The 24,513-nt window shown below is 62.3% G+C and carries 20 protein-coding genes; 8 read left to right on the forward strand and 12 right to left on the reverse strand.

Annotation, left to right across the window (positions count from 1 at the left end):
* Positions 1-9 precede the first annotated feature (9 nt).
* The 3 genes from kdpC to ASE00_RS01935 are packed head-to-tail and all read left to right on the forward strand — an operon-like array spanning position 10 to position 3,955.
* Positions 10-600 (forward strand): potassium-transporting ATPase subunit KdpC, encoded by a 591-nt coding sequence (kdpC, locus tag ASE00_RS01925; RefSeq protein WP_056377348.1) that lies wholly within the window; start codon positions 10-12, stop codon positions 598-600.
* A complete protein-coding gene (locus tag ASE00_RS01930) occupies positions 597-3,266 on the forward strand; it encodes a sensor histidine kinase (protein ID WP_056377349.1) in 2,670 nt (889 codons plus the stop codon). The genes kdpC and ASE00_RS01930 overlap by 4 nt, the downstream gene beginning before the upstream one ends.
* Entirely contained in the window at positions 3,263-3,955 is a 693-nt protein-coding gene (locus ASE00_RS01935; RefSeq protein WP_056377351.1) for a response regulator, read from the forward strand. Before ASE00_RS01930 ends, ASE00_RS01935 begins: the two co-directional genes overlap by 4 nt.
* Positions 3,956-4,094: 139 nt before the next feature.
* Here ASE00_RS01935 and ASE00_RS01940 read toward each other — a convergent pair whose 3' ends face one another.
* A complete protein-coding gene (locus tag ASE00_RS01940; RefSeq protein WP_056377353.1) occupies positions 4,095-4,328 on the reverse strand; it encodes a hypothetical protein in 234 nt (77 codons plus the stop codon).
* Positions 4,329-4,524: 196 nt separating this feature from the next.
* Here ASE00_RS01940 and ASE00_RS01945 point away from each other — a divergent pair, with 196 nt between their 5' ends.
* A complete protein-coding gene (locus ASE00_RS01945) occupies positions 4,525-4,716 on the forward strand; it encodes a hypothetical protein (RefSeq protein ID WP_056377355.1) in 192 nt (63 codons plus the stop codon).
* Positions 4,717-4,719: 3 nt separating this feature from the next.
* On the opposite strand, the gene ASE00_RS01950 is transcribed toward ASE00_RS01945, so the two are convergent.
* The 10 genes from ASE00_RS01950 to ASE00_RS01995 all read right to left on the reverse strand — a co-directional run bounded on the left by ASE00_RS01950 (position 4,720) and on the right by ASE00_RS01995 (position 17,438).
* Positions 4,720-6,618, reverse strand: coding sequence for a potassium transporter Kup (locus ASE00_RS01950; RefSeq protein ID WP_056377357.1), 1,899 nt, complete (start codon positions 6,616-6,618; stop codon positions 4,720-4,722).
* Positions 6,619-6,729: 111 nt separating this feature from the next.
* The gene (locus tag ASE00_RS01955; RefSeq protein WP_056377358.1) at positions 6,730-6,966 is read right to left on the reverse strand and encodes a hypothetical protein; all 237 of its coding nucleotides are present in this window, start codon (positions 6,964-6,966) and stop codon (positions 6,730-6,732) included.
* 264 nt (positions 6,967-7,230) lie between these two features.
* Positions 7,231-8,586 carry a PepSY-associated TM helix domain-containing protein gene (locus ASE00_RS01960; protein ID WP_235538505.1) on the reverse strand — a complete coding sequence of 452 codons (1,356 nt, stop codon included), beginning with the start codon at positions 8,584-8,586 and terminating at the stop codon, positions 7,231-7,233.
* A 5-nt stretch (positions 8,587-8,591) separates the two neighbouring features.
* Positions 8,592-9,518: an alpha/beta hydrolase gene (locus ASE00_RS01965; RefSeq protein WP_082594425.1), complete on the reverse strand. Its 927-nt coding sequence runs from the start codon at positions 9,516-9,518 to the stop codon at positions 8,592-8,594.
* Positions 9,515-11,614, reverse strand: a complete 2,100-nt coding sequence (locus ASE00_RS01970; protein WP_056377360.1) for a TonB-dependent siderophore receptor — start codon at positions 11,612-11,614, stop codon at positions 9,515-9,517. The genes ASE00_RS01965 and ASE00_RS01970 overlap by 4 nt, the downstream gene beginning before the upstream one ends.
* Before the next feature lie 85 nt (positions 11,615-11,699).
* Positions 11,700-13,721, reverse strand: coding sequence for a TonB-dependent receptor family protein (locus tag ASE00_RS01975; RefSeq protein ID WP_056377362.1), 2,022 nt, complete (start codon positions 13,719-13,721; stop codon positions 11,700-11,702).
* A 74-nt stretch (positions 13,722-13,795) separates the two neighbouring features.
* Positions 13,796-14,422: an SCO family protein gene (locus ASE00_RS01980; protein WP_056377364.1), complete on the reverse strand. Its 627-nt coding sequence runs from the start codon at positions 14,420-14,422 to the stop codon at positions 13,796-13,798.
* Complete coding sequence (locus ASE00_RS01985; protein WP_056377366.1) at positions 14,409-14,870, reverse strand: copper chaperone PCu(A)C; 462 nt, start codon at positions 14,868-14,870, stop codon at positions 14,409-14,411. Before ASE00_RS01985 ends, ASE00_RS01980 begins: the two co-directional genes overlap by 14 nt.
* 59 nt (positions 14,871-14,929) lie before the next feature.
* The gene (locus tag ASE00_RS01990; protein ID WP_056377368.1) at positions 14,930-16,945 is read right to left on the reverse strand and encodes a TonB-dependent receptor family protein; all 2,016 of its coding nucleotides are present in this window, start codon (positions 16,943-16,945) and stop codon (positions 14,930-14,932) included.
* 88 nt (positions 16,946-17,033) lie between these two features.
* Positions 17,034-17,438 carry a hypothetical protein gene (locus ASE00_RS01995; protein ID WP_056377370.1) on the reverse strand — a complete coding sequence of 135 codons (405 nt, stop codon included), beginning with the start codon at positions 17,436-17,438 and terminating at the stop codon, positions 17,034-17,036.
* Between the two features lie 316 nt (positions 17,439-17,754).
* Between ASE00_RS01995 and ASE00_RS02000 the strand changes: the two genes are divergently transcribed.
* The 4 genes from ASE00_RS02000 to ASE00_RS02010 are packed head-to-tail and all read left to right on the forward strand — an operon-like array spanning position 17,755 to position 21,555.
* On the forward strand, positions 17,755-19,809 hold the full coding sequence (locus ASE00_RS02000; protein ID WP_414819836.1) for a TonB-dependent receptor: 2,055 nt from the start codon (positions 17,755-17,757) through the stop codon (positions 19,807-19,809).
* A 50-nt stretch (positions 19,810-19,859) separates the two neighbouring features.
* Positions 19,860-20,129, forward strand: a complete 270-nt coding sequence (locus ASE00_RS23260; RefSeq protein ID WP_156405237.1) for a hypothetical protein — start codon at positions 19,860-19,862, stop codon at positions 20,127-20,129.
* Positions 20,126-20,785: an ABC transporter ATP-binding protein gene (locus ASE00_RS02005; protein ID WP_056377372.1), complete on the forward strand. Its 660-nt coding sequence runs from the start codon at positions 20,126-20,128 to the stop codon at positions 20,783-20,785. The genes ASE00_RS23260 and ASE00_RS02005 overlap by 4 nt, the downstream gene beginning before the upstream one ends.
* Entirely contained in the window at positions 20,785-21,555 is a 771-nt protein-coding gene (locus tag ASE00_RS02010) for an SDR family NAD(P)-dependent oxidoreductase (RefSeq protein ID WP_082594426.1), read from the forward strand. Before ASE00_RS02005 ends, ASE00_RS02010 begins: the two co-directional genes overlap by 1 nt.
* 546 nt (positions 21,556-22,101) lie before the next feature.
* Here the strand turns inward: ASE00_RS02010 and ASE00_RS02015 are convergent.
* Positions 22,102-24,513: a TonB-dependent receptor gene (locus ASE00_RS02015; RefSeq protein ID WP_056377374.1), complete on the reverse strand. Its 2,412-nt coding sequence runs from the start codon at positions 24,511-24,513 to the stop codon at positions 22,102-22,104.

A 24,513-nucleotide genomic window follows, 5' to 3' on the forward strand; every position in this document is an offset into this window, starting at 1 on the left:
GTATCTGTCATGGGCAATGATTTCACGTCCTCGCTGCGGCCGGCGATCGTCATGACGATCCTTTTCGCGATCCTGCTCTGCGCTGCCTATCCGATGGCGGTTCTCGGCATTGGCCAAGCGATCTTCCCGTCACAGGCCAATGGCAGCCTGGTCGTGGAGAATGGTAAGGTGGTCGGCTCCAACGTCGTCGGTCAGGCTTTCACGAGCGACCGCTACTTTCAGTCCCGCCCGTCAGCCGCGGGCAAGGGTTATGACGGCCTGTCGTCGTCAGGCTCCAATCTTGGTCCGACCAGCCAGGCGCTCGTCGATCGCGTGAAGGGCGACATCGAAAAGGCGCGCGCCGCCGGCGTGGCAGGCGACCTGCCCGCAGATCTCGTCACCGCATCCGGTTCGGGCCTCGATCCCGATCTTTCGCCGGCGGCGGCCCTGGCGCAGGCACCTCGCATAGCGAAGGTTCGTGGCTTGCCAGAAGCACGGGTCCGCTCGCTCGTCGAGCAGTCGGTCGAACGACCATTGCTTGGCTTCCTCGGCGAGCCGCGGGTTAGCCTTTTTGCACTCAATCGACAGCTCGACAAAATTGCGCCAGCTTCGGCACCGTGAACGATCGCGACAATCGACCGAGTCCCGAGGCCCTTCTGCGCGCTGCTGCGCAGGAGGGCCGCGGCCGTCTGAAGGTGTTCCTCGGCGCAGCCCCCGGCGTCGGCAAGACCTATGAGATGCTTAGCGAAGGGATGCAGAAGCGGAAGGCGGGCGTCGATGTCGTCGTCGGGGTCGTCGAGACCCATGGCCGCGCCGAAACCGAGGCGCTGACCCGCGGGCACGAGATCCTGCCTCGGATCGACATCGCCTATCAGGGCCGCACCCTGGCCGAAATGGACATCGACGGCATCCTCGCCCGGCATCCGGCACTCGTGCTCGTTGACGAACTAGCGCACACCAATGCGCCGGGCTCCCGGCATCCGAAACGCTATCAGGATGTCGAAGAACTGCTGGCGGCGGGGATCGACGTGTATTCGACGATCAACATCCAGCATATCGAAAGCCTCAACGACGTCGTTGCCTCCTTCACCAAGGTACGCGTGCGCGAGACAGTTCCGGACCGCATCCTGGAGAGCGCGGACATCGAGGTGGTCGATATTCCCCCCGATGAACTGATCGAGCGCCTGAAGGAGGGGAAGGTCTACATCCCCGACGAAGCCAGCCGTGCGCTGAACCACTTCTTCTCCAAGTCGAACCTGTCGGCCCTGCGCGAGCTCGCGCTCCGCCGCGCCGCGCAGGCCGTCGATGCGCAGATGCTCGATTATGTTCGCGCCCATGCGCTCGCGGGCAGCTTCGCGGCGGGCGAGCGGGTGATCGTCGCCGTGAGCGAGCAGCCGAGCGCGCAGGAACTGGTGCGGGCTGCCAAGCGACTTGCCGATGCATTGGGCGCGCCATGGACCGCCTTGCACATCGAAAGTCCGCGCACAGCACAACTGGGCGATGAGGAGCGCAAGCGACTCAATCAGGCGATGGGTCTGGCGGCACAGCTTGGCGCCGCCACGGCGACCATCCCGGCGGCGCGGGTCGTCGATGGCCTGATCTCCTATGCGCGCGAGGCTCGCGCTACCCAGATCGTGATTGGCAAGTCGGCGCGGCCCTGGTGGTTCGAGATGCGCCATGGGTCGGTGGTAGATCAGCTCGTCCGCGGGTTGACCGACGTGGCGGTGCATGTCCTGCCAGGCGACCAGCACGATGCGACGGTGCGCCATCGTCGACGACCGGCAGGACATTGGGGCAAGCCGAGCGATTATATCGCCTCGCTCCTGGTCGTCGCGCTCGTCACCGCGGCGGGATTGGGGTTGGGAACGACGCTCAATATCACGAACATCGCGCTGCTTTATCTTCTACCCGTGATGGCGGCCGCCAGCCTCTATGGCCTGCGCGCCGGCGTGTTCGCCGGTTTGGCGTCCTCGCTCGCCTATAATTTCTTCTTCCTGCCGCCCACGGGCACGCTGACGATCAGCAATCCGGAGAATGTCGTCACCATCGTCGTTTTTCTTGGCGTTGCGCTGGTGACGAGCCAGTTTGCAGCGCGGATAAGGTCCCAGGCCGACCTCGCAACCTCCAGCGCACGGCTCAATGCCGCTCTCGCGGGCTTCTCCCGACAACTGACGACGATCGGCAATGACGAAGAGCTTATGCAGGCAATCTGCGCCGAGCTTGCGAGGTTGTTTGATGCGCGGGTTTGCGTTCTGACCGCCTCGCCCGATGGCCCCGCCCTGCGAGCCGCCTGGCCGCCCGAGGATAAGCTCGACACGATGGAGCATGCCGCAGCGCAATGGGCGATGGACAAAGGGACTGCGACCGGGCGCGGCTCCGACACGTTGACCGGCTCGGACTGGCTTTTTTATCCGCTGAAAACCTCGCGCGGCGTGGTCGGCGTGGTTGGATTGACGCGTGACGATGGCGCCATGCCGGTCCCGGCCGACAAGGCGTCGTTGCTTCTCAGCCTGACCGATCAGTCGGCGCTGGTGATCGAGCGGATGCAGTTCGAGGACGAGATGCGCGATGTCGCCCAGCTGAAGGAAACCGACCGGCTGCGCGCCGCGCTTCTGTCCTCGGTAAGTCACGATCTCAAGACGCCGCTGACCGCTATCCTCGCGGCGGCAAACATGCTGCGCAGCGAGCATCCATCCCCCCTGGTCGATACCGTCGAGGCAGAGGCACAGCGGCTCAACAGATTTGTCGCCAATCTGCTCGACATGGCCCGGGTCGAGGCCGGCGTGATGCGCCTCAATCTCGAATCGATCGACCTGACCGACGCGATTGCCAGCGCCGTTCACGATACCCGCGCCGCGCTCGTCGGTCACGAGATAGACCTGGCTGTGGCACCGGGCCTGCCGCTGGTCCGTGTCGATCCACAGCTTTTCCATCATGTGTTGATAAACCTGTTCGACAATGCCGGGCGCTATGCCGATCCAGACAGCCCGATCCATGTCGTGGCCGAGCGTACGCCGGGCGAACTCGTGTTGTCCGTGATGGATCAGGGGCCTGGCCTTCCTGTCGGACGGGAAGCTGATGTGTTCCAGACCTTCCAGCGTTTTGAGGGGTCGGATCGTTCGAAGGGGGGCAGCGGGCTCGGCCTTGCCATCGTCAAGGCGTTTGCCGAGGCAATGGGCCTGCAGGTCAGGGCGTCCAACCGCACCGAATTGTCCGGCGCCCGGTTTGATATCATCTTTCCGGAACAAGCGCTTGTCCGCGAGATCGATCAGGAGAATGTTACTTGAACCGCGCGAAAGTCCTCATCGTCGACGATGAGCCGCATATCCGGCGTCTGCTGCGCACGACCTTGGAACGCACCGACTATGAGGTGGTGGAAGCAGGGAGCGCCCGCGAGGGGCTCGAGCGGCTCGGCAGCGCGCATCCCGATATCGTTCTGCTTGATCTGGGTCTCCCCGATCGCGATGGCCTTGAACTGGTGCCGATCATCCGCCAGCGGTCGAAGGCGACCTTGCTGGTCGTGTCCGCGCGCGAAGCCACCGATCAGAAGGTGACCGCGCTCGATCTGGGCGCGGACGACTATGTGACCAAGCCGTTTGATACAGAGGAACTTCTTGCGCGGATGCGCGCCGCTTTCCGGAACCGCAAGAGCGCCGATGGTGCCCAGCTCAGGGTGGTGATTGGCAGCCTGGAGATCGACCTGCTCAATCGCATGATCCGGCGCGATGGTGAGGAACTGCACCTGACACCCAAGGAATTCGGTGTCCTGGCCGAGCTTGCCCGTTTCCCCGGTCGGGTGATCACCCATGACCAAATCCTCAAGAGCGTGTGGCCCAATGAATATGAGCGGCATGTCGAATATCTGCGCGTTGTGATCCGCAACCTGCGCCAGAAGATCGAGGCCGACCTGAGCCGGCCTCGCATCATCGTGAATGAATTGGGCGTGGGCTATCGCTTGCTGGGTGCCGACGGCTGAGGTTGCGGGTCGGCAGGTTCGTGATCGGGATCGATCGCACGCCAGAAAGCCTGCATCGAAAGTCGGCCTGGTATCCGGGGGCGCGGAGCCGGGTCAACAGGCGGCACAGTCAGATCGGAGGTCGGTTTGACGCGGCGCCTCATGCCGCTTTCACCAGCACGCCAGTTTCGAAGGACGCAACGCGCCCACGGCTGAGCCGGATCGTTGCGCCAGGCAGCGCCGATCCCTCTTGTCGCGCGAAATGCAATGCCGCTTCGCGCGACACGAAAATTCCGCCGAGCAGGCCGTGGATTTCGCGGACGAGCCAATGGCCCGCTCGATCCCGCCCGACGACAAGGCACGGGGCGGAACCGACATCATATTGGGTGGGCATTGTTGCTCCAGAGAGTATTGCGGCAGGATCGCGCCGCCAGCCTCATTTTTAAGGATCGCGGAATAGGGTTTCGAGATCGAGGCAGATCGGTTTCCATATTGTCCGCATAAGCAATGGTGCGATCATATGCGGACATTATGCGAAAGGCCGGTTCGCAATCTGGCAATGCAACGCTGAAGGCGCGCATGATCCGATCATGCAAACGAACGATGAAGACGATGCGCTGATCCTGGAGATGGACGAGCCAGCCGCGCGACGAGGCGCGTCGCGCACCAGTCTTTACGACAGGATCATCGATTTTCTGGGCGCCACGAAGCCGCTCAATCTGATTGCCGGCATCTGCGCGATCATCGGCATTGTCGCCTATCTCGCCGAAGTTCTGCGCTGAGGCCTAGATTTCGACCTGGCTCCCCAACTCGACCACGCGATTGCTCGGGAGCTTGAAGAATTCCATCGCCGTTTCCGAGTTGCGCATCATCCACGAGAAGAGCTTCTCCCGCCACAGCGCCATCCCCGGATGCTCGGTCGCGATCAGCGTCTGACGGCTGAGGAAATAGCTGACGTCCCCCGTCTTGAATGGCGTGCCGCAGACGTCGACAGCCGCGAGATCGGCCGGAACGTCGATTTCCTGCATGAAGCCGTAGCGCAGGGTGATCCTATAGAAGTCGGGCCCAAGCGAGCGAACCTCCGCGCGGTCGGTTTCCTCGACGACGGGTATGTCCGCGATACCGATCGTCAACAGCACATTGCGCTCATGGAGGACGCGGTTGTGCTTGACATTGTGCAGGAGAGAGGGCGGCACACCTTCGGGCGACGCCGACATATAGACCGCAGTGCCGGTGACGCGCTGAAGATGGGTCGTGGATTTGATGAAGATGTCGACCGGCATCGCTCCTTCCTGCAAACGCGCACGCACGAGCCGCCGTCCTGTCGCCCAAGTCGTGAGGAAGGTGAATATCACCGCTGCGACCGCGAGCGGGAACCAGCCACCATCGGGGATCTTTGTGACGTTCGACGCGAAATAGGCGCCATCCACGAACAGGAAGAGCGCCGTGACTCCGCCGGCTAGCCAACGGTTCCATTGCCACACGGTAAAGGTCAGTACGCCGACCATACAGGCGGTGATGAGCATCGTGCCTGTCACCGCGATGCCATAGGCGGCGGCAAGATTGCTCGAATTGCGGAAGATGAGAACCAGGATCAGGACGAGGATCAGCAGAAGCCAGTTGACCGATGGGATGTAGATTTGCCCTGCGGCCTTGGCGCTGGTGTGAGCGATACGGACCCGAGGCAGGAAGCCGAGCTGGACTGCCTGCCGGGTGACCGAATAGGCGCCGGATATCACCGCCTGGCTAGCGATGATCGTCGCAAGTGTCGCAAGTATCACCAGCGGCAGCCGCCACGCTTCGTCTACCAGCATGAAGAACGGATTTTGCGCGGCATCGGGTTTGTCGAGCAACAGCGATCCCTGCCCAAGATAGTTTAGCATCAGACATGGGAAGACGAGATAGAGCCAGGAGGTCGAGATCGGCTTGCGCCCGAAATGGCCCATGTCCGCATACAGCGCCTCGGCACCCGTTACCGACAGAACGACCGAGCCGAGCGCGAGAAACGCCAGTGTAGGGTCGAGAAGGAAGAAGTTGAACGCCCACCAGGGATTGAGTGCAGCGACGATGGCGGGGTTCTCGGCAACCTCGACCAGGCCGAGCACCGCGATGGTCGCGAAGTAGAGCAACATGATCGGTCCGAAGACGATGCCGACCTTGGCGGTGCCCTTGGATTGGACAACGAACAGGCCGATCAGGATACCGACGGCAATCGGCAACACCCATTGGGTGAAGCCGGAATTGACCACCGACAGCCCTTCGACCGCCGACAGCACCGAAATGGCCGGCGTGATGATCGCGTCACCGTAGAACAGTGCCGAGGCGATCACGCCCATCATCACCAACGCCGGCGCCCAGCGGCTTCCTTCGGTCTTGCTGGCGATCAGGGCGAGTAGAGCAAGGCTCCAGCCTTCGCCGCGATTGTCCGCTCGCAGCACCACAAGCACATATTTGATCGTGACGATAAGCATCATCGTCCAGAAGATGAGGCTCAGGACGCCAAGGATATGCGCCTCGTCGACGGCGAGAGGGTGGTGGCCGACGAAGGTTTCCTTGAGTGCATAGAGTGGCGAAGTCCCGATATCGCCGAAGACAACGCCGATCGCGCCGACAGCAAGCGCGGCGAAGCCCTCCTTGGGCGCGTGCCCGCCATGCTCGTGCCCTGATTCCGAACTGCTCGTCATTGCCGCGCCTCACCACTGCGCGCCGACAGAGACGCGAACCAAATCACTTGGGCGAGAAGGGCGTTTGTTTTCGAGATGGAGGTATGGCTAACGCATATGTTTCGCGTATGTTTACAGGCGGGAGCGCCAGCGATCTGAAATCTCGACGGGATCGTGAATGCTGTACCCGAGTGCCACCAGACCCAGTCCGACACTGGCACTCAGGAATGCGATGGCAGCGATACCATATTGACCGAGCGTCCCTTCGCTGCGCGGAACGGCATGAATCAGGCGGTATAGCCAGCTGAAGGCGAGCGCGGAGACCAACAGGAGCACCAGCCCGCCGCAGCGTATGCCGATATCCTTCAACCAGCGCGGATAGTCTGCGATAGCCCGACGGCGCGCTATAGGAGCGCGGGTCGTTCCGGAATGCGGTGCGGCCGTTGGGTTCGACGAGGACTGCCGAGAGATCATGATTCACCTCAGCCACTCCAGCTAACCCTGTCCGCATATGGTTTCGAGTCCAAGGATGATCGCCGCGCATATGAATCCCGTAGTGCAAGGCGATTTATTCCGAGCTCGGATTGATACAAAATAAGACGGAAGCAAGCGGTACAGTTATCAAGATTGCCATTATCTGATGCCGATCGAGCTACATCCGAAACGGTAGCTCCAGTCAGCTAGACAAACGATGATCACTGATAATCCAAAGAGTGGCATCATCAGCCCTAGGACGACCAGGCCGGCGAAGAACCACTTCCCGGAAACCCGAATGCTGACGTCCGGTGCGCCAAACGTGCCCGCGGGCCGGCGCTTTAGCCACATGAGTACGCCCAAGATGCTAACCGCGATCAACGCTATCGCCGTCGCCAGCCCGATGAGCTGATTGGCGAGGCCGAAAAGTTGCCCTTCGTGCCAGGCGACCCCGGTGTTCACGATCCGGTCGATGATGTGCTGGTCGGAGAAACCCCGCCGGCCGATCTCAACCCCCGTTGCCGGGTCATAGGTCACCTGCCTGCCCAAGGTGCGGTTTTGTGTCTCGGATTTGGCTGTCCAGACGTCGCCGGTCGGTGGACCGAAGCGCTGAGGTGCATGGGGTGGCAGCACCAGTACCGGAAAGGGCATGTGCTCGGCGTCGGCCTTCGCAACGAAGGTGGCCAGCGGCAAGCTCGGGCCAGGGTCTGAAGCAGGCGTCACCATAGGCACGGCACCATGGTGGCCGGCATGGCCGCCATCCACGCCGATCTTCCAGTCTTGCGGCCCGTTGACCAGACCAAGTTCGGCACGCGCCCATTTGAATGCGCTGCCCCATGCGCCGGCCCAGGGCAGGCCGCTGGCGAGCATGACCAGCACAAGACCCGCGATCCAGAAGCCGGCGGCCCGATGCAAATCCTTGAGCAGCGGGCGACCGCGTAGCGAAAGGCGCGGCCAAAGCGTGCCGGCAAATCGCAACGGACGGGGCCACCAGAGATATAGGCCGGTCAGGATCATCACGATCGTCCAGCTCGCTGCCAGTTCCACCAGCCAGTCGCCCCATTTGCCGAGAAGCAGCGTGCCGTGGATGCGCGCGACCGTATCGGCAATCCGCGTCTCCGGATTCCAACTCCCCAGCACCTTGCCCTGCGGCGAAACGAAGACCTGACGCTTACTTCCATCCGGAAGGCCGAGCTGTACCATCGCAGCATCACCCACTTTACGCGGAAGGCGATAATATTCGAACCTCGCGCCGGGGCTGGCGGTGAGTACGGCCGCGAGTTGTTGATCCGCCGACACCGTGCCCCGCGTGCCAAGGCTGAGATAGCCGCGCTCCTCCCATCGCTCGATCTGCGGCTTGAACAGATAGATCGAGCCGGTGACCGACAGGATCAAGATGAACGGCAATACGAAGAGTCCCGCATAGAAATGCCAGCACCAGATCATTTTATAGGCGGCGCTGGCGCGGGAATTCGTGGTCCCGTCGAGAGGTGGGGAGCGCATCGAATTGATCATAGCTGCTACTCCGGACGCATGCCTGCCGAACCCACGAGGCCTCGAGACTGCATCCACCAGATCAGTTCTTCAAACCAGCGGTCGCTCGTCGTCCCCTTCGGCTGGAGATCGAAACCATGTCCGCCGCGCTCGTAGATGTGGAGTTCGGCCGGCGCACCTGCCTGGCGCCATGCGCCATAGAGCAGCGCGGCATCATTGGGTTGATATTCGTCATCCGCTGCGGCTGCAATGAAAGCTGGAGACGCGTCGGCGGGAACCGGGGTCCGCAGCCCACCATAAAGCAGTGCAACGAAGTCCGGCCGCGACGCCTTGTCGCCGATTGCCAGATCGGCAGCGAGATACGCCCCTGCGGAAAAGCCGATGACGCCGACCCGCCGAGGGTCGATGCCCCATTCGGGGGCGCGGTGCCGCACGATCCTCATCGCCCGCGCGCCATCCTCCACGGCATGCTGCTCCCCCGCAAAGGGCGGCATTTCGATCGGGACGCCGCTTTTCGCCCGCGTCATCAGCATGTCCATCTCCTTCAGATGGACCTCGGGCAGCTGCATCGGATCAGGCGCGCTTCGGATCGTGCGATATTTGAGGACGAAGGCAGTGATCCCCTCCTGCGCCAACCGGCGAGCGACCGCTGTTCCGCCGGCCTCATAACCGAGTCCGACGAACCCGCCTCCCGGGGCTACGATCATGGCCGTGCCGTTTGCGCGCCCGGGTGCCGGGCGGAACAGCTCCAGCGCGGGCTCGCTGACATTGAAGATCAGTGTGTCGCCCGTCGGCTGCTTGAGCCGTATTTCCGGGACGCCGAGCGAGGTGACGGTGCCTTTGGAATAGAGTGGAATGATCGGTGCGACGCCTTCGGCTGTCTGGGCAGTCGCCGTCGCCGAAAAGAGCGCAGCGATCATGCCAAGGCCGGTCAATCGGGCCGGGAGCTTCATAGTTCGACCCTCAATGTGCCGGTCAGAGTGCGCGGTGCGCCGGGCTGAATCCAGTCGGGTGAGAACTGATGCTGGGATATGAAATAACGTTTGTCGAAGACGTTCTTCAGGTTGATCTGCGCGGTCATGTTCGCTCCAGCCAGGCGAAAGCCGTAGGATGCATCCGCATCGAAGCGGACATAAGCCGGGAGGGTGATACCGTTACCCACGTCGCCGAAGCGGGCCGACTGATAATAGGCACCGCCGCCGATCGTGCCTTTGGCGGTTATCTGATAACGTGCCCACAGGCTGGCGGCGTTTTTCGGGACATTGGCGAGCCGAAGCGGCCCGCCGTCGACCTTCGTCTTTGTGTAGGCATAGGATCCGATCAACGATAGCTCCGGTGTGATGTCGCCGCTAAAATCAAGCTCCACGCCGCGCGAGCGCGCCTTTCCGATCGTCTGGATTACCGGGAAGAAGGTGAAGTCGCCCCGGTTTGTCTTGACCAGATCGAAGGCCGCGAGCGTCGCGGTAAAACGCTTGTCGTCGGACTGGAACTTGTAGCCGATCTCATATTGCCGTCCGACTTCGGGATCGAGCTTCGTGCCGTCGGGATTGACGCCATTGTTGGCGGCAAGCCCTCGCTGGAATTGGCCATAGAGCACATGCCCGCGTGCCACCTCCCACACTGCGCCGACCCGCGGTGAGGTGAAGCTGAGCCGGTTAGGCGCGAGCCCTGGCGACGAGTAGATCGTGCTGGTCCAGTCCTGCCGCACCGCAAGGACGGCATGCACGCCGCCGCCCAGATCGATATTGTCCTCACCAGAGATCGAGTACCAACGGTCGCGGTCCACGATGTCCACGGGAGCCGCCGTGCTTGGATCGAGCGGCGGCGTGCCGCCGAGCACCGGATTGTCGGCGCTCACAGTCGAAACTTGTTGGAAATAGGAGAGCCCGACCTTGCTCTCGCGAAAATATTCCGCGCCCACGGCCAGCTTGTGGACGAGCGTACCGGTGCGGATCTCGCCGACAAGATCGGCGCTTGCCTGATCGACGCGAAACCGTCCGTCGGGGCGCACGTTGAAATAGTAGCGGGCCAACTGGCGCGAAGACGCGAACACGTCCTCGCCGGTGGTCAGGTCGATGCGAAAGGGAGCCACGTCCACTTCGCGCGTATCCGAGCGCATATGGATGCCACGCAGCTTTACCTGCCAATCGCTACCGAGCGCTTGGGTGATATCGAGACGGTAGAGCTGGGTCTCGTCCTTCGAGAGGACTGGAGCATCGTTATATGCGGTCTTGAGCGAGACGTTCGCCGGACGGTCGCCATCAGACGGGATGCCGTAATCGTTGCGATAGCGATGGTTGACATAGCTGACGGTCAGCGCAACGCGGGTGCCGTCTGTCGGTGCCCAGGCAAGCGAACCGTTCACCGTGCCGAGCTTCTCGACGACATATTCGCGGTTTGAACCGGCGTTGAGATAGCTGCCGGAAATTGCCGCGAGCCAGTGCTGGTCGTTGTCCAGCGCGCCGCCCACCCGGGCCGAGGTGCGCGACAGACCATATTCACCCACCGTCTGCTCGAACGCGCGGGTCGGCGTCGCCACCAGCGGGCGCGAGCGAATATTGACAAGACCGCCTGGCTCCGCCCGCCCGAACAGTACCGAATCCGGGCCCTTGACGACCTCGACCGCCTCGACGTTAGCCATGTCGAGCGGCAGGCCGCGCACCTTGGCGCCATCGAGATAATAGGTCCCGCTGCTGTAGAGCGAGCTTTGCGTTGTCATCGAAACGGTGGAGAAGCCGCGCAGCACTAACAGTGGTGAGGTCGCACCGCCGAACCCGAAATCCGACGACACGCCCGCGACGTTCCGCACCGCATCGGTCAATGTGATCGCATTCTGATCGAGCAGGACCTGACGGGTGACGACCTGCACCGATTGCGGCGTCAGCAGGATCGGCTGGCCGGTCTTGCTCGCGCTGGAGCTTTCGTCCTGCGCATATTGCGCGGTGACGACGATCTCGGAGTCGTCGCGGCTTTCGCGTTCCTCGGCGGAAACGGCCGCTGGTGTCGCGGCTGACAGCGCTGCGACGAGCGCGATGATGGATGTCTTCATGATATTTGCTCCCCGGATTTCGGACATGGAGTGACAGTGGGCGCGAGAACGGGCGCGAGGTTTGATGGTGAAAAGATGCATGGAATCACCACCGATACCGAATGCCGCCATAGACGGCTCGGCCTACGCCGGGGTTGAACAGTTCCGATGCTGCGTTTGCCGTCCCGGCGACCGCCACCGTCGAGATGTAATGCTTGTTTGTCAGGTTGCGGCCTTCGACATAGGCCGACCAATGATCGCCCAGATCGAACCCTGCCTTTAGATTGAGCAGCATGTAGGGATCGACGGTCAGGCTGTTGGCGTTGTCGGCGAAATAGTGGCCTGGAGCCCACTCCACATTCGGCCCGGCGTAGAAGCCGGACGGATGCTTGTAGAGCAGCTCGGCGCGGACGAAGTGCTTGGGCACGCCGGGCAGCTCGTTATCGCCGTAGCGGACATCGCCGTCGAAGTTGAAGTCGCTATAGGTATAGGCAGCGGTCAGGGCCAGGCTATCGCCCGACGCCAGCGCCGACAGCGGAACAGCTGCGTCCAGCCCCGCTTCGATACCCTGATGGATGGTGCGACCGGCATTGATGATGCTGCACGCACTGAACGGCCCCGTCGTCAGACATTGAAGCTCGTTTCGTAGCTCGGACCGGTAGAGCGAGATGTCCCAGCCGATGCCGCCGCGCCGGCCGCGCGTGCCGATCTCATAGGTGGTTGCGCGCTGGGGTTTCAATGCCGGATTGGCGACGATGACATTGGCGTCATAGCTCGGCACCTCGGCGCTGCGCGAGATATTGGCGAAGACCTGCGAGTCCGGATCGACATCCCAGAGCAGGCCGAGGCGTGGGCTCCAGAGATCATAGCTGGTCCGGCCCGATTGATCGCCATTGGCCAGGAAGCGGTCGCGACGATCACGGGTCGCATGGAGATATTGCACGCCCGCGATCACCGCGACGTTGGGCAAGAGGAACAGCGAGTCCTCGGCATAGGCCGAGACGTTCTTCGATGCGTCGACCATCGACGCGGCGAGCGCGCCCTTCACCGCACCGGGCAGGTTGACGAACTGCTCGGTGTCGATCTTGCCGTTCTGGATGTTGGCTCCGACGATCAGACGGTTGCGCAGGCTGCCGATCGAGCGGTCATCCACGGCGCGCACGAAACCGCCATAATCATCGACGGTGAAGTCGAGCCACTGGAAGATCGGGTGTTTCACATGGCGGTTGTTATAGAAGGCGCCGATATCGACCGTGGTGTCGCCCAGGCGGATCGTCGTCTTGTTGGCGACCCGGATCGAGTCGACGTTACGCTGCTGGTCCTGAACGATCCAGACCGGGTTCGCCGAGCGGGGCGAGTTGATCGCCTGCGCCTTCGCCACCTCGCCGGGGATGCGCTGGTTGGTGGTCGCGCCATAAAGGTAGAAGCGGGTCTCGACATTGTTGGAGATGCGATAGCCGATATTGAGATTGCCCCGGATGGCATCCCCCTTGCTGTGGTCGCGATAGCCGTCGATCCGCTGCGCCGACACCGTGGCGAAATAGTCGAACGCACCGGAGCTGCCGCCGGAACTTGCCTGTCCCTTCACATAGCCGAAGCTTCCGCCGTCGATCCGTGCATCGAGTGCCGGGGCGTCGCGTCCGGTGGGCGTGACGAGGTTGATCGCGCCGCCCAAGGCGTTGGAGCCGTAGCGCAGCGCATTCGCGCCCTTGTAGACCTCCACATAACGATAGGCGCTCGGGTCGATCTCGAAGAAGTCGAGCAGACCGTCCGATGTGTTGAGCGGAATGCCGTCAAGGTACATGGATAGGCCACGATTGCCGTACGCACGCGACAGCCCCGATCCCCGGATCGAGACGCGCGCATCGTCGCCCATGCGTGGCTGGGTGATGACGCCCGGAACATAGGCGAGGATGTCCTTGATATTTTGTACCGGCGTATCCTTGAACGCGCTGTCGGGTACGACCGAAACGCCCCCCGGTGTACGCTCGATCTCGGTACGGGCTTGTTCGGCGTCGGGCGTCGCCGTCACGGTGATCGTCTCATTATCGGAGCGATCGGCATCGGCGGCCCAAGCCGCTGTAGAGGAGGCCGAGGCGAGCAACATGCTCAGCATCATTTTCTTCATAGGAAATCCCTTTGGTCGCCCGACGATGCTGCGCCATATATTTTCGAGGCCGGCGAAGCGGGAGCTTGCCGGATTCATGTCCGCACCAGCCTGCGCAGCTTTTCGAGCCTGGGCGCTTCGCCCTCATCGTGGGAAAGCGTACCCGAGAACTTGCCTTGCCGGTCCATCAGGAAGACGGTCGCGGTGTGGTCGATCACATAGTCGCCACCATCGATCGGCACTTTCTTATAATAGACGTGATAGCCCTTCACGATCCGCTCGAGCTCGGCAGGCGAGCCGGTGAGCCCGATGATTGGCGTGCCGAACAGAGTTAGATATTGGCCGATGTCAGCGGGCTTATCATGCTCGGGATCGAGGCTGACGAAGACAAGATTCAGCTTGTCGCCATCGGTTCCAAGCTTCTTGCGTAGCAGCGCCATCGACTGGAGCGTCGTCGGGCACACCTCGGCGCAGCGGGTGAAACCGAAGAAAATCGCAAATGGTTTGCCCAGGAGCGTCTGGTCGGTGACCGGTCGGCCCGACTGATCGACGAGCCGAAAGCTCCCGCCAAAGGCCGAGGCATAGTCCGATTGGGGCCCGGCTTCGCCGCCGCGATCCTGCTCGATGGTGTAGATCGCGAAACCACCAACCACCAAGGCGACGAGCGCCCAGAGTGCGTAGCGGACCGAGCGGAGGCCCGAGACTGGCTTAATGATGGCCATGCTCGCCTCCCGCCGGCTGATACGCGATTGCCTCGACACGGAAACGGACCTTGACGGCTCCCGCCTTCGCGAAGCGCAGGGTCAGCGGCACCACGGCACCGCGCTTGAGCGGCTGCTTGAGACCCATCAGCATCAGATGATAGCTGCCGGGCTTCAGCACGACGTTGCCATCCGCCGGCACGGCAAGACCGCCATCGACCGGGCGCATCCGCATGACGCCACCGTCCATCGACATGCGATGAACCTCGACCCGATCGGCCACCGCCGTCGTACCACCAAGCAGGCGGTCCTCTTCGCGGCCGCGATTGACGAGCGTGCCGTACCCGGCGCCGACCTGCGATGCGGGAGGCGTCTCGCGCAGCCAGGGCGTCTGGACGGAAATCTGGGCCATGGCGGGCACATTGATGCTTGCGAGTGTCGTTGCTACGGCGAAAATATTGATCTTCATCGGCTTATTCCCTTTCCGATGGGTGGGAACGGCGCACGGCCGTCCTTGAGGGATGGCGGTTAGAAGCTGGCGCGAAGGCCGCCGTAGAAGGCGCGCCGTTCCACCGGATAGAAGGCTACCGTCGCGGGCGTCGCGAGCAGCACGGCGGAAACGTCGCCGATAGCCTTCTTGCCGGTGATGTTGCGCGCGTCGACGAACAGCGTGATGCCGTCCCGCACGCGCGCTTCCGCGCCGATCCCGAACAGCGTGTAGCCGGGCGCGCGGACCGTGTTCCGGTAATCCGCCCAAGCCCCGTCCGAGAGCCATTCGATGTTGGGACTCACGCTGATCGTATCAGTGCCGAGCCGAACTTCCGCCCGATACTGATGCTTGGGCACAACCGGCAGGCGATTGTCGCCATATTGGGCATCGCCCCTGAAGCGGAAGTCATTAAGCTGAAAAACCTGCCGTAGCCGCACCCAAGGCGTCAGCACCAGATCGAGACCCGCTTCGATGCCCTGATGGCGCGTGCGGCCGGCATTGAAGGTCGATGCCGGGAAGTTGGGCGACACCGCATATTGCAGCATCTCGCCCTTCAGATCGGCCCGATAGAAGGTGATGTCCCATGACGCGATGCCGAGCTGGCCGCGCGTGCCGATCTCGAAGGTCCATGCCTTCTGCGGGTTGACCGCTGTGAAGCCGGGCAAGCCGGTGGCCGGCGTCTGGCTGAGTTCGCTATATCCCGGCAGTTCGACCGACCGATTATAGTTGGCATAGAGTTGCACACCATCGATCGGCTCATAGAGCAGCCCAGCCTTGGGCGCGAAGCTGTTGAAGCTGGCCTTGCCGCTGCGGACGGGGACGAGCAGATTGTCGATCTCGCGTTCGCCGCTGGTGTAGATGCCGCCCGCGACGAAGGTCAGCGTGGCGATCGGGGTGACGCGAAGCTCGCCATAGCTGTTGATCGTGTGTGCGCTGTTGTGGGTCCGCGCGGTCGGCGCTCCCCGATTGCCGGCGACATTGACGAACTGCTTGGCCGCGATCGTGCCGAAACGCGCTTGCGTGCCCAGGGTCAGCTCCCACGGAAGACTGTCCGCACCGCCGGCCAGATCGACGCTCGCGAAGACGCCATAATCGTTGCTGTTCTGGTCGATCACCTGGAAGATCGGATGGAACAGATTCTTGGCGTTGAAGAAGGCGCCGAACGCAAGCTGGCCGCTCCCGAGATCGACCGTCGTCCGGTTCTGCAAGCGGATCGAGTCGATGTCACGCTCCTGATTCCCGGTGATATTCGCCGGAAGCGAGAGCTTGGGCGTATTGAGCGCCTGGGCCAGGGTCAGCGATCCGGGCAAATCCTGGTCGATGTGGCTGACCGTCGCATAGAAGCGCGTCTCCACCGTCTCGGTCAGCCGCAGGCCGACATTGCCGTTGAACCGGATCGCGCCGCGCCCGGCATGATCGCGATCACCATCCGAATTGTCGGTGGTCAGCGCCAGATAGGCATCGCCATGCTCGGTCGCAAAGGCCGCCGCCGCCTTGGCGCGGATCGTGTTGAAGCTGCCGCCATCGATGCGGAGCTCGAATCGTGGTGCCGTGCGGCCCGTGGGCGTCACCGCGTTGATCGCGCCGCCGAGGGTCGAGCCACCAAAGCGCAGGGCATTGCCCCCGCGATAGACTTCGATCCGCTGGAAGACCTGCGGGTCGAGTTCCTGGAAGTCGCCATTGTCGTCAGCGAGATTGATGGGGATGCCGTCTTGCATCAGGGTGAGGCCCCGCATGTGGAAGCCCCGGCTGATCCCCGATCCCCGCACGGAGAGACGGACTTCCTGTCCGAAACGGGGCTGGGTGTAGACGCCGGGCGAAAAGGCGAGTGCATCGCGAAGGCTGACGGTGACCTTGTTCTCGAAGTTCGACGCATCGACGACATCGACGCCGCCCGGCCGCTTCTCGACCTCTCTTCGGGCATCATCGGTGACGAGCTTCGCGGTAACGACGATGTCGTTGCGGCTCGACTCTTCCTCGGCATGAGCAAGCGTCGGCAAGATAAGGAAGGCGAACGCCGATGCGCTCGCCGACAGGCGATGTGTGGACAACATGAAATCAGAACCTTGACCGGGCGCGCCCGGTCAGCGTCGCCCATGAAGCGCTAGCCGCTCACTTAATCATGAGCGGTGGTGACGATCTTCAATGGGCGGAAGGTGGTCCTGTCGAGGGGGGGGGAGGGGCCGCGAGGCCCCGGCCGATGGTGGCGGGCGCTGCCGAGGCGCCGATGAGCTTCGCCATCGTGATGAAGGGCAATGCCAAGGCGCCGACGACGCTAGGCACGTCCAGCGCGGCTCCGAAGCCGGCAAAGGCGCAGGGATGCTCGACCTGCTCCTTTTTGACCGGTTCGCCTTTGTGGACCGCACCATGCTCATCCACCCAGGCCTGCATCGAGCCCATGCCCGTGCATAGGGTGATCGCGAACCCCTGGCCGGTCGCGGGCATGAACCCTGCTGGGATCAGTAAGCGAAGCACAAGCGCAAGAATGGCAAAGGCCAGAGCGGCCTTGCAGCACATCCTGTCGACTCCGAAACGCGCCCCATTCATGCGGGCGCTCCTAGCCGTGGTTCGCGGCGGTGTCGATGGCAGACTCATTCGCGGCTTAACGGATACGGAATCTTCTCTACATAGTGCGACCGAAACAATGCGCATCAGGGATTTGTGATCGCTTGGCCGGACTAACGCCCAACGCTGTTCAGCGCCTTCTGTGAAATGTTATATTGTATCAAAAAACGGGGTCGGCTATGACTGCGGCTCGCCGTCACGACAGGATATGTCGGATGAGGTGATATATCGTTATACAAAGGGCAATTTCATGCGGCTCTCTAGACTCCTTTGCTCCAGTTCGCTGCTCACGATGATGATGTCGCCCGCCTGGGCCCAAAGCGACGCGAAGGACGGATACCATCGCGATCGGTCCTCCGACATCATCGTCACCGCCCCGTTCCAACGCGATCGCCGCGATGTGCTGTCTGGTGTCGCGGTGCTGCAGGGAGAGGAGCTGACCCAGTCGATCCGGCCTACGGTTGGCGAGACGATCGCCAAGACGCCGGGCGTCTCGGCCACCTCTTTCGGCCCCAACGCCTCGCGCCCCGTTCTCCGTGGTCTGCAGGGTGAGCGCGTCCGCGTACTGACGGACGGTATCGGTTCGATCGACGTGTCGAACACCAGCGTCGATCACGCCGTGGTTGTCAATCCGCTGCTCGCCGAGCGCATCGAGGTGCTGCGCGGTCCTGCGGCGCTCCTATATGGGTCCTCCGCGATCGGTGGCGTCGTCAACGTCATCGACACCCGCATCCCCCGCAGCATCCCGGACGAACCCGTGCATGTCGATGCCATGGCGACCTATGGATCGGCGGCCAATGAACGATCGGGCGGTGCCGCGATCGCCGTGCCGCTGGGCGACAAATTCGTCGTCCATGCCGACGGCAGTTATCTGAAGACCGATGATCTGCGCATCGGCGGGTACGCATTGACCCAGGCAGGCCGCGCTCAGGCCCTGGCCAGCAGCCTGCTTCCGCCCGATCCGGATGCCGAGGAGCCCATCGATTTCGCCGCGAATGCGGGAATTAAAGACAAGCTGCCGAACAGTGCGTCGAAGACGTGGACCGCCGGCGTCGGCGCGGCGCTGATCACCGAGACGGGGCAACTCGGTTTTTCATACAGCCATTATGACAGCCTCTACGGCGTGCCGGTCCGCTATGCGACCCTGCCCGGACAGGAGCAGGAGGCCCCACGTATCGATCTCAAACAGAACCGGCTCGACTTCCGTGCCGAGGTTGAGACCGGCGGCTCGATTCTCAAAGCCATAAAGTCGCGGGCGGCCTATGCCTCCTATCGCCATTTCGAACTCGAAGAGGATGGCTCGGTCGGCACAGCCTTCTACAATAAGGGCATGGAAGGCCGGATCGAGCTGGTCCAGGCCGATCATGGCGCATGGAAGGGCGCTACTGGCGTCCAATATTATTCGCGTGATTTCAACGTGATTGGCGACGAGGCCTTTCTTCCCAAAAACTCGACGATGCAGATCGGCGTTTTTACGCTGCAGCAGCTCGATTATGGCGCGCTGAAGCTCGAGGCGGGTGGGCGCTACGAATATAGTTCGCTGGATGCAAAGCCAATCAACCAGCCGCAATTCTTCGGCGGACGCCGCACGTTCGATGCGGTCTCGGGATCGATCGGGGCGTCCTACGGCTTCGCTGGCGATTGGCGTTTCGGTGTCAATCTGTCGCGCACCGTTCGCGCACCCTCCGGTGAGGAGCTGTTCGCCAACGGGCCGCACGCAGGTACGCAGGCCTTCGAAGTGGGCAATCCGGATTTCGCCAAGGAGCGTTCCTATGGTGTCGAGGCAGTGTTGCGCGGGCGCGGCACTGGCTACACCTTCGAAGCCTCAGCCTATCACAGCTGGTTCTCCAATTACATCTATGAGGACCTGACCGGGGCGGTCGAGGATGGCCTCCCGGTCTACCAGTTCAATCAGGGCAAGACGCGCTTCTATGGTTTCGAGGTCCAGGGAACGCTCGACCTCGCCAAGTTCGGCGAAACGACGATCGTCGCCGATGCGCTGGGCGATTATGTCCACGCCAACATCGTCAATATCGGGCCGGTGCCGCGTATCCCGCCAATGCGGCTGCTCGGCGGATTAACCGCGCGTTCGCCCAAGATCGACGGACGCATAGAGGTCGAATGGACCGACAAGCAGCAGCGCGTCACTGCTTTCGAGACCCAGACCGACAACTTCACCCTGGTCAATGCCGAGGTTAATTTCCGTCCCTGGGGGAATGACCGCCCGCTCAGCTTCGCGCTTTCCGCCAACAACATCTTCGATGTGAATGCCCGCCGCCATGCCTCCTTCCTGAAGGATTTCGCGCCGCTCGCAGGGCGCGATTTCCGCATCACGGCGCGCGCCAGTTTCTAGGTCTCGGGTGTGGGCAAGCCGTCCTCATCTCGTGAAGTGGAGACGCGGTCGTGAAGGTGAGCCATATTGCAGCGGGGCTGGTGCTCACCGCTGCGATCGCTGGACCGGTGACCGCCTGTCCGTGGCATAAGATGGGAGGCGCCCGCTTCTCCGCGTTGGGACACATGATGGGGGAATATGGCGAGCGGCCTTGGGGTGATGCAGAGGCTGCGCTGCCCGCCCGGACAGACGGTGCGATCACGCCGGACCAGATGCCCGTCAGCTATCCGGCGGCTCAACCGCCGTCGGATAGCAAGGCCGAGCTCAAACCGGCATCATGACGGACAAGCCGGTCCTCGCCATTGCCGGGCTGCGCCATGGCTATGGCGAGGTGCCCGTCATTGACGATTTCGCGCTTGAGCTCGCTCAGGGCGAGCACATGCTTCTGCTCGGCCCCTCGGGGTCGGGCAAAACAACCCTGATAAATCTGGTCAGCGGCCTGCTTGCTCCTGATTCGGGTTCGATTCATATTGCCGGCGAGGCCATGGCAGGGCAGCCTTCCGTGCGCGATGATGTGCGCCGCCGCCACATCGGCCTTATCTTCCAGACGCTGCGGCTTGTCTCGGCGCTGTCGATCGCGGACAATCTGCGGCTCGCGCAGCGCCTGTCGGGCAGGCCGCGCGACGATGCCGAGATCGGCCGCCTGATCGACGAGGTCGGCCTTTCACATCGCGCCCACGCCAAGCCGCGCCAGCTGAGCCAAGGCGAGGGACAGCGCGCTGCCGTTGCCCGTGCGCTTGTGACGCGGCCGGCGTTGCTGATCGCCGACGAGCCGACTTCGGCACTCGACGACTCTAATGCCGATCGGATCGCCCGGCTGCTGTTGACCAGCGCCGAAGCGCATGGTTCGACCTTGCTGATCGCAACGCATGACGCGCGGCTGCTCGCGCATATTTCGGCCAGCGTCGTGCTGGCGCCGCGGGCGGTGGCCGCCTGATGCCGAAGCTCGCACTGGCCTATCTGCGTGACCGGGCGCTCACCAACGGGCTCAACATATTGTTGCTGGCGCTCGCCGTCGCGACCTTGGTCATCCTGCTTGCCTTCTCGACCCAGCTTGGCAAGCGGTTTGAACGCGATGCCGCCGGGATCGACCTCGTCGTCGGCGCCAAGGGGTCGCCGCTCCACGCGCGCGCCGTACAACTCGACGTTACTGACGATGCGAGCGTGTCCCGCGCCGCAGCGATCGTCGAAGGCGCGGCCGGTAAGTTGGACGTGCTGGTCAATAATGCCGGAATCATGTTCGTCCCACCATCTGCCACTTCCGATGAACCGATCGATGAGATCAGGCAAATGTTCGAAACGAACGTGTTCGGTGCACTTCGGGTGACGCAGGCATTCCTGCCGCTGCTGCGCAAGTCTCAGGCAGCGCGGATTGTCATGATGAGCAGTGGCCTGAGTTCACTTAGCGAGGCGCTCGATATGCGAAGCGAAACCTGGACGGTCGGCTTCGCCGGATATTGTGCATCAAAGTCGGCACTGAACATGTTTACGGTGAAACTCGCCAAGGAGCTTGATCGGGAGGGGATCAAGGTAAATGCCGTCGATCCCGGTCTTACCTCCACGGACATCACGGCCAATGGCCCCGGTCATTCGCCTGACCAGGGCGCCCGTCCGGCGGTCGCCTTGGCAACGACGCACGCCTATGGTCCTATAGCGGGCCTTTATGCGTGCACGGATTCCGGCGATCTGCTTTTAAAGCAATGGTAATGATTGACCGCTTCCGAAGAGTTGGCGCTCACGACTGAACGACTGGGATGGCGTTCTGCTGCAGGGGCCGTTTAATGAAACAGCAATGGCCGATTTTCGGAAGAAAGCGGCCGTTGAAACGCGCCTCAGGGAATGACTTGAGTAGGTCGCCAGCTTCCAGCCATTGGTAGGCTCCCGAACGGCAGCTATTCGCTGTCGTGCGTCTGGAAGCTGCCAGTCGGCAACCGGCCCCAGAGCCGTCAGGCCGCTCTCAGCGGCAGCTGCCATTCTGCTATGCGCCCTCTTATCGGTCATTTAGCGTCATTTCCGGAGAACCCGAAAGCTGCCTTTCGCTCCCAACCGCGCTTAGCATCCTTGACTGCATGGGTTGCCAACTGGGGTTTAGAGACGGCGTCTTCAAGACCAGATATTACTGCGGGCATCGGGGGTGTCACATGGCAGATCGGCAACATGTCACGTGTTGCTTTGGCTCGCGGTACTTATCGGCACAGGAAATCAGCAGGTCCGGGGCTTAGGTACAGCCCCGGACCTGCGTTGCGTACGGCCTCAGAACTTGACGGAGATTTCCGCCCCGATGGTGCGAGGCTCGCCAGGATATGCGGTGTTGACGCCGTTGGACGCGCCCAGAGCATAGCCGGAAATATAGTAGGTCTCGTCAGTCAGGTTCCTCACGAAAGCGGCGGCGGAAACCTGGCTTCCCATGATTTCCTTCCAGTTCAGCCTTGCACCTACGTTCCAGTAGCCGTCGAGATGGGTGCCGGGCGTCGACGTCCCGTTGGTATTCGAGAAGAAGAAGCCGGATTGTCTGTAATAGTCGCCGCGCAGGCTGACTTTGCCGATCTCATCGGGCACGGGAAACTTGACTTCGATATTGGCCGAACCCGCCCATTTCGGAGCATCAGGATAGGAATCGACCAGCAGGTTGCCGACGAACGGGATCGGCACGCTCCGCTTGGTGTACTTCGCATCGGTATAGGCCAGATTAAACCCGACATCGAGCCACGAGGTCAGGCCCGCCGTGGCGTCGACTTCGAAGCCTTTGGTTTCGGCCTGCGGCACGTTGACGGTGAAGCCTGCCGGAGCCCCGCCGACGAGCGCGTAGAGGGCGCGCTGGGCATCCTTAACGATCACCTTGTAGGCAGCGATGTTGAACTGGACCGGAGCATTGCCGACGCGTCCGTTGAACTTGTAGCCCAGTTCGAAATCGTGAACCTTCTCGTTCTTGAAGAAGTTGGCAGGCTGGCCGGTGAGCGGATCGGTGAACGGCGCGACCGTGCCGTTCAGGTTGCCCGAACGGAAGCTGCCGCGCTGGTTGAAGTAGACCATGTTTCTAGAGTCGATTTGATATTGCAGGCTGGCAGTCCAGGCCGGCGCGGAAAGCTTCCTGCTCTGGTCCGCAGCCGGTGAGTTGGGATCGACACCGAACACGTTGCCGGGGGCCTGCCGGATGCCGACATTCTCCCAGGTGTAGCGGCCGCCAAGCGTCGCCGTCAGTTGATCGGTCAGCTTGTAGCTGACCTGTGCGAAGACCGCCTTGGACTGCTCCCGGTTGCGGTAGGCGTAGGAGATGTCCGCGATGCCGCCGGGGACCACGTCCGCGCCGATATTGATCGGAATGATCTCGAAACGTTTCTGCTTCGAATAGAAGACGCCTGCGGTGTAGTTCAGGCGATCGTCCATCAGGCTGCCCTGAATCTGAAGTTCTTCGCTGAAGGTCTTGGACCGGAAGGTCTGTCCACCGGGCGCGCCCGTGGCGTTGATCCCTGCCAGCTTGAACAGCCAGAGCGAGCCGAACGGGCCGCCGCCGAGATTGCCCGGGGTGTTGGACTTGCCGTTCATGTAGCTGAAGATGTTCTTGAGCTTGGTGTCGGCACCGATCTCGAGCTCGGTCGTGTTCGAAACGAACAGGTTCCTGGCACTATGCGGAAGATCGTATTGGAGCCAGACCTTGTAGGGGTTTGCCCGCGTGAACCGGGTATAGCCTTCGACGGCGCCTGGCCAGAAGCCGGGTGCAGCAGGCCCATCGTTGTTGCCATAGATGGCCGCCAGAGTGTTGGTCAGGCCACTCACTGGAACATGGTTGGTGCCGTCGCTGACGAACTGCGGGTTGGTGGCGGAATAATATGTGTAGATGCCACCGACGCCTTCCGTGCCCTTTACGCGGTCGTACTGGACGATCGTGACGTTCTTGAGAGTGCTGGTCGGAGTCAGCAGCAGGGTTGCGCGGCCCGAACGGCTGTTCTTGTCACCGAGCGTGTTGCCGGTGTTCAAATTGGTCACATAGCCGTTGCCCCGCGTTGCGTCGAACGCCAGCCGTAGAGCGGCCTTGCCTTCGGAGATCGGCAGATCCACTGCCGCCTGGATCTGTCCGTAATCGCGCGAGGCGCCGCGAACGGTCACGTAGCCGCCGAAGCTGTCTCCCGGCATCGGCGTGGTGTAAAGCACGGCACCGCCGGTCGCATTACGTCCGAACAGAGTGCCCTGCGGACCCTTGAGAACTTGGATCGAGCCGAGATCGAAGAACGCCGTGGCCGTATTACCGGGATTATAGGGCGCTTCGTTCAGGTAGGGCAGGACGGCGGGGCTGGTGCCCGAAAACGGGTCCAGCGACTGCCCGCGCATGCTGTAGCTCAGCTGGTTGGAGTTCTGGCCATTCTTGACCTGCAAACCAGGCACGAGCGTTCCGATGTCCTGCTCGCTGTTGATGTTGCGGTTCTGCAAGGCATCGGCGCCAAATGCGACGACCGAGACCGGCACCTTGGAGAGCCGTTCTTCGCGGCGCTGCGCGGTAACGACGATGTCCTGAGTGGCGACCTCCTCCTGCGGCTGGGGGGATTCCGTCTGTGCGACAGCGGCCGACGGCAACAGGAAGCACGATGCGATTACGGCAAGGCTCGCGCTGCCGAAATAGCTCATGCCGGCCTTATGCGCGGCACGGCGATCATCCGAATTGGTCAT

The sequence above is a fragment of the Sphingomonas sp. Root710 genome (genome assembly GCF_001429065.1).
GTDB lineage: Bacteria > Pseudomonadota > Alphaproteobacteria > Sphingomonadales > Sphingomonadaceae > Rhizorhabdus.